We start from the raw sequence: 6,286 nt of genomic DNA, 5'->3' as shown, positions 1-6,286 counted from the left end.
GGGGGGGCGCCTACACCCCCGCCGCGGGGGGGGGCGGCGCGCCCCCCCCCCCCCCCCCCACGACGGATTCCGCCGGAGACAGCTTCCAGGACGCCCATCACCGTGCAAAGAGCCGGGCCCCTCGTTGCGAGAATGAAAGTTTCATTTTGCGAACCACGCGAGAAAATTTCACAGAGAAATGGGCCGACTACGCTCTCCGAAGATATCGTTCCGTCGACCTGAAAACACCACTTCTGGGTAGAATTCGATGATGGACGACCCGGCACGAACAGCTCCCAATCCTTCCGGCAGTATCGAGATACGCGAGCAGATCAGGAATGTGCCCGGACTGGTCTGGCTATTGAACCAGGTCGGCATCATAGATATCGATCTAGAGATCACCGAGTTGATCCAGAGATTCGATCATGCCGAGCTCGCTGCGGTCCTCGCCCCCACACCGGACGCTGGTACCGTTGCTTTTCTCTGGAAGACGCGGGTAGACGAAAGAAGAGACCCAATTCTAATCGAATTGCTGTTGTTCGATTACTGCGTGAGCCGAGTTCCGTTCGAGATCCGACAACAGTTGCCTTCCTGGTTCAAATTCGACAAGACGATCCACACGATCCATCAGTTTATCGCATCGAAACTGTATGATCAAGCCAAGGACGCAACATGGCGCCGACCGTACGTGCTGTGCCGCGCGCTGCAGATGAGCAAGATCTATTTCAAAAGGATTATCGAAGCCGAAGGCATGGTCAACGTTCAGACTATGCACCAATTCCAGGGAAAGTTCGCAGTCGCGTCCGCGCTCCGAAGCAGACACATTCCAATTTCCAGCGAGGAATTGGTCGAAGCAGAGGCGCACCTGCGACGCTCGATCGACGGCGGTAACACCGACGCGCAGGGCAGTGAATACCTTGCGGAGATCGCTCTTCGGACTTACGACACCACCGGAGACCCCGAGTTACTGAAGGCCGCGATCCGTGATCTTCGCAAGCGGCCCGGCTCGAGCGGCGTTCTGAAACTGCACGAGACGGAGATGTGGCTGCGCCTTTCAGCACTCACCGAGCAGAAGTCCACCTACATTCGTTTCCTGCGCCATGCTTTAACTTCATGCGAGGAAGCTCAACCCGATATACGACGATCGGAGCAGCAACTTCGCCAGACCATCCTGCACAGCATCATCGGACAGTTGATCGAAATGGATGGACAGGGCAAGCAAATCCAATTCCGGGCGATAAGACTCCCCTTCGGCCTCGCCGAGTACATCTCGACACTCCCGCGATCGTCCGAGATCGCACACCACCTGATCCGAAACTGCCTGCTGGAAATCGAGCAAACGGGCCAATTCCGGAAGAATGAGCCGATCGCGCGACGAATCGTGGCCGACGCGTATTCGGCGCTCGCACGGCTAGCTCCCGCGCCACCCGACTATCACAGCGATCTTCGCCGAGCCGTCGACACGCGCATCAGACAGGACACGACCACCAACCTCCGCGACGAGATCAGCCTGTTATACCAGGCCACCGACATGCTCGAGCTGTCCGATGAGACCATGCGGCGGGAGGCTGTTGGGATTCTGCTCTCCGCCTCGAACTCCAATGTCAGATTGGCCGCCCCATTGATTGTCATCGGACGGGACATCGAACTACGCGGTCCGGTGTCGATATCACGCGACATCGTAAATCAGCTCCGTGACAAGTCGTGGGTTACCGCCGTTACGACAGGTTCTTTCACTTTCTTCTACGAACTTGCCGCCACCAGAGCTTTGTCGAGCACTGACTTGCGCCGTCGGCATCTCGGCGGCCGCGGATCGGTAATGACCGTCGAAGACCACTTCGGAATCGCGGCCAATACTTTCGTATTCAAGGGAACCACGCAGGCTAATTTCGACAGAGAAAAAGAACGCATCGACATGCTCACCGCTCGCGTGGGATCACCTGGCAGATTCCGAGTCCCCGAATTACTTCTTTCAGTAAGGAGACCCGAGGGCGATCCCAGCTTTGCCGATGGCATGGAAATTGTCAGCCTCCAACGCTACAGCGAAGGACTTTCAGTTCGGAGCGCCTGCTCCACCACCGACACCGATAAGAAAATCAAGCATCTCGATCGTTGTGTCGAATTTCTGGCGCGGATACATTCCATTCCCGAGTTCTATCCGGCGCCGGCGACCGGCGTGCGTAAGGACATGAAAGAGCACGACCTGGGGCTGTGGCTGAAACGAGTCGTCGGAAAACAATCGTATCTTCCTCTGTTCGAGCAATGGTGGAACATTGCCAGCTCACTCCCCGTAGTGCCCAAGAGAGATGCTCATCTCGAGAACTGGCTTGTCGATCGCCACGATCGGATCACGGCAATAGATTTGGAGTCTGCGGGCTTCCGCCCAGTCGGATACGAACTCGCGCAGCTCACAGATGATTTCGACATCCTCGACACCTCGGACCTGCATTGGAAGATCCGCACTGCGCTGCTGCACACCTATATCAGAAGTAGTTCCATCGCCTGCTCGATGGACGAGCATCTGCTCGGGTACACGCTTGGCTTGCTCGCGCGGTCCGTGCGGCTCCTCGGCGACAGCGATGAGAACAGCAACACCAGAAAGCGCGGCCTGTCGATGATCGAACAGTTAGTGCACCGCGCTCCTACCGAGGAGACGCGCGACCTGGCCGATCAATGGCATGCAACCTTCTCAACGCTGATCGGGAGCACCAGCAACAGGCTTTCGAAAGGCAAGAGAATAGCGCTCAGCAAGACCTTGGCCTTCATCCTCCGACACGACACCGAACTTTGCGGAGATTCGAAGGGGTGGCATCGGATAGCGGCCGTGCTCGCCAGGGCCGAACAAGTGGGTAGACCCATGTCCCGCGAAGAGTTGGTGAGCGTAGCCACTTCACCGACCGAACAGCGGTTCGAAATAACCGGAGACTACATCCGCGCACGTTATGGCCACACCGTGGCCGACGAACAGGATCATCCAGTTCCCGAACGTTTCCCCGACCTCTTCCACTCCACCGACACCTCGGCGATGAACCGCGTCTTCGATCCGTCCGGCGGTCTTCTACCGATGGAACGCCAGTGGGTACACCTCTCCGAGGATCCCCATGTAGCGGTGCGAGTCGGTGCACGGAAGAAGTCACCCATCCTTCTTCGCGTCCGTGGCGGCGTCAACGCCATCGGCCTCGCCAAAGCAAGCCCAAAAACCTGGCTCGCGGCGAGAGTTCCACCGGAGAATCTCGAGTACGTGTCGATCATGGAGCAGCTTTGGCTTGGTCTGCTCCAGCTGGATATCTAATCCCGCCCGGAATCTCCTGTCTCCGCGGCCAATCGGCGAGCCGCTTCCGCCATCAATATCCGGTCGCGCCGCTCCTCGAACCGCGCCGCGTCCCGATCCAACTGCTCGACGTACGTGCCGAACTCCTCCCGGCATCGCTCGCCGCGAGGTCCGAAATCGGTGCGGCCGAAAATGTTCCACTTCCGCAACACCGGCATCAGCACGTCGTCCAGGTGCTGGCGCGGATCGTAGATGCCATGTTTGGCGATGAGGACCGCCTTGCGACGGAAGTCCGGCATGCCGATGCCCGGCATCCGGAACCTCCGCACGATTGTCGAAATCGCCTCCAGCGCTTGGTCGGGCGTGAGTTCGAGGGCGGCTTCGCACATGTTGCGGTAGAAGACCATGTGCAGGTTCTCGTCGGCGGCGATACGTTGCAGCATCTTGTCCGCGATCGGATCGTCGCAGACCTTGCCGGTATTGCGATGACTCACCCGAGTGGCGAGCTCTTGGAAGGTCACGTACGCCAAGCCGTAGAGCGCGTTGTTGTCGTGGTCCCAGGCCGCGGGCGTGTCGGCGCCCTTGGTCATGTGCACCATGCGGGCGCGTTCCAGCGCGACCGGGTCCACTCCCCTGGTGACGACGAGGTAGTCGCGCATCGTGATGCCGTGCCGGTTCTCCTCGGCGGTCCAGCGGCCGACCCAGGTGCCCCATGCCCCGTCCCGGGAGAAGCCCTCGGCGATCTCGCGGTGGTAGGAGGGCAGGTTGTCCTCGGTGAGCAAGTTGACCACCATGGCCGCTCTCGCCACTTCGGACAGCCGCGACTGTTCCGGCTCCCAGTCGGCGCCGCCCATCGCGGCGTAGTTGCGGCCTTCACCCCAGGGCACGTAGTCGTGGGGGTGCCAGTTCTTGGCCGTCGCCAGGTGCCGATTCAGTTCGCGCTCGACGATCGGCTCCAGCTCGATCAGCAATTCCAGTTGGGTCAAGTTTCTCGACATGTCGGTGTCCCATCCGGGCGGCGGGTGTCGTGCGTCGGCTCGGGCGGGTGGCGAGGCCGCGGGAGCGAGCCACTGGCGCCGCCCGGAGAGACCCGCGCCGACGATGCCACGTCACACAGGACCATTGTCCGCTTTGTCGCCTTCCAATGTGACCCATGACACGTTCGCTGCTACGGTAGGCATCCACATAGCCGCATCGCGAGGTCGAGTGCCGACGCGAATGTTCAGTGGAGGAGTTCGAGGTGAGCGTGGCGCGTGCGCTGGAAACCGTGAAAGCCCTGGGGGTGCTGCGGCATCGTGGAGTCAGCGATCCCAAGGCACCGCTGGAAACCCTGCGCACTATGCGCGAGACCAAGGCGTTCGGCCCGCAGGCGGCCCTGGTGCGGCATTCCGCCCGCATCGCGCCGGATCGGGTCGCCCTCGCCGACGAACGCGGCGAGCTGACCTATCGCGAGCTGGACGAGCAGTCCACCGCCGTCGCCCGCGGCCTGCACGCGGCGGGCATCACCGAGGGCACCGTGGTCGCCGTGCTGGCGCGCGACCACCGCGGCCTGATCATGTCGATGATCGCCGCGGGCAAACTAGGCGCGCGAATCGCGCTGATGAACACCGGCTTCGCCAAGCCGCAGTTCGCCGAGGTGTGCGTCCGCGAGAAGGTCAAGGCGGTGCTGCACGACAGCGAGTTCCTCGGGCTGCTCGACGCGCTGCCCGCCGACCTGCCGCGCTACCTGACCTGGGTCGACGAGGGCGCTCAGCTGCCGCAGGGCGCGCAGACCTTCGACGACCTGATCGCCGCGAACTCCACCGAGCCGCTGCCCGCGCCGAGCAAGCCCGGCGGCTTCATCATCCTCACCAGCGGCACCACCGGCCTGCCCAAGGGCGCGCCGCGCACCAAGGTGACGCCGATGGCCACCGCGCAGTTCGTCGACCGCATCCCGTTCCAGAAGTTCGGCACGATGGTGATCGTCTCGCCGATCTTCCACAGCACCGGTCTCGGCACCTGGCTGGTCGGCACGGTGCTGTCCAACAAGATCGTGATGCGCCGCCGCTTCGACGCCGAGGCGACGTTGAAGATGGTCTCCGACCACAAGGCCGACATGCTGGTCGCGGTGCCGACCATGTTGCACCGCATGGTCGAGCTGCCCGAGGAGGTGCGCGCCAAGTACGACACCTCCTCGCTGAAGGCCATCGTGCTCGCCGGTTCCGCGCTCTCGCCCGAACTGTGCGTGCGCGCCGCCGAGGTCTTCGGCCCGGTGCTGCACAACCTGTACGGCTCGACCGAGGTCGCGATCGCCACCATTGCCAAGCCGGAAGAGCTGGCGCAGGCCCCCGGCACGGTCGGACGGCCGCCGATCACCTGCGACGTGCGGCTCTACGACGACAACGACCAGTTGGTCACCGGCCGCAACGTCACCGCGCGCATCTTCGTGCGCAGCGGCGCGCCGTTCGAGGGCTACACCGACGGCCGCAACAAGCAGATCATCGACGGATACATGTCCAGCGGCGACGTGGGGCACTTCGACGACAACGGCCTGCTGATGGTCGACGGCCGTGACGACGACATGATCGTCTCCGGCGGCGAGAACGTCTTCCCGCAGGAGGTGGAGAACCTGTTGCTGGAGCGCCCTGACGTGTTCGACGCCGCGGTGATCGGCGTGGACGACGTGGAGTTCGGCAAGCGGCTGCGCGCCTTCATCGTCCCCGAGCCGGGCCACACGCCCGACGGCGAGGAGCTCAAGGCCTACGTCAAGGACAATCTGGCCAGGTACAAGGTGCCGCGCGAGGTCGTCTTCCTCGACGATCTGCCGCGCAACCCGACCGGCAAGCTGCTGCGCCGGGTGCTCGTGGAGTACCAGGTCTAGGCCGATCGCGGGTCGCGAATCGGAGCCGTTGCCGCGCAACCGATTCGCGACCCGCGAGAGACTTCAAAGGCAAGACCCGCACGCGGTGAGATGGATGACACACTCGGTAACAGTTGCTTGCTATTGTTAGCGCTAGCACTGGATCTCGATGTTGCGGTCCACACCACCCCGAGTCC

The 6,286-nt window shown here is 62.3% G+C and carries 3 protein-coding genes; 2 read left to right on the top strand and 1 reads right to left on the bottom strand.

The features are described 5' to 3' along the window. Window positions 1–250: 250 nt before the first annotated feature. Complete coding sequence (locus AB0H49_RS30860) at window positions 251–3,271, top strand: RNA 2'-phosphotransferase (protein WP_357256299.1); 3,021 nt, start codon at window positions 251–253, stop codon at window positions 3,269–3,271. On the opposite strand, the gene AB0H49_RS30855 is transcribed toward AB0H49_RS30860, so the two are convergent. Then, window positions 3,268–4,248, bottom strand: a complete 981-nt coding sequence (locus AB0H49_RS30855) for an acyl-ACP desaturase (RefSeq protein ID WP_357256298.1) — start codon at window positions 4,246–4,248, stop codon at window positions 3,268–3,270. The genes AB0H49_RS30860 and AB0H49_RS30855 overlap by 4 nt on opposite strands. Window positions 4,249–4,490: 242 nt before the next feature. On the opposite strand from AB0H49_RS30855, the gene AB0H49_RS30850 reads away from it, so the two are divergent. Then, window positions 4,491–6,110 carry an acyl-CoA synthetase gene (locus AB0H49_RS30850; protein ID WP_355003859.1) on the top strand — a complete coding sequence of 540 codons (1,620 nt, stop codon included), beginning with the start codon at window positions 4,491–4,493 and terminating at the stop codon, window positions 6,108–6,110. Window positions 6,111–6,286: the final 176 nt, after the last annotated feature.

This window comes from Nocardia sp. NPDC050713 (assembly GCF_040654315.1).
GTDB lineage: Bacteria > Actinomycetota > Actinomycetes > Mycobacteriales > Mycobacteriaceae > Nocardia.
The sequence above is the reverse complement of the archived record's forward strand: the minus strand, read 5'-3'. Positions and strand labels throughout refer to the sequence as shown.

Coding starts and splice junctions, on each gene's coding strand:
- AB0H49_RS30860 (WP_357256299.1), top strand. CDS start 251: ATGGACGACCCGGCACGAACAGCTCCCAATCCTTCCGGCAGTATCGAG.
- AB0H49_RS30855 (WP_357256298.1), bottom strand. CDS start 4,248: ATGTCGAGAAACTTGACCCAACTGGAATTGCTGATCGAGCTGGAGCCG.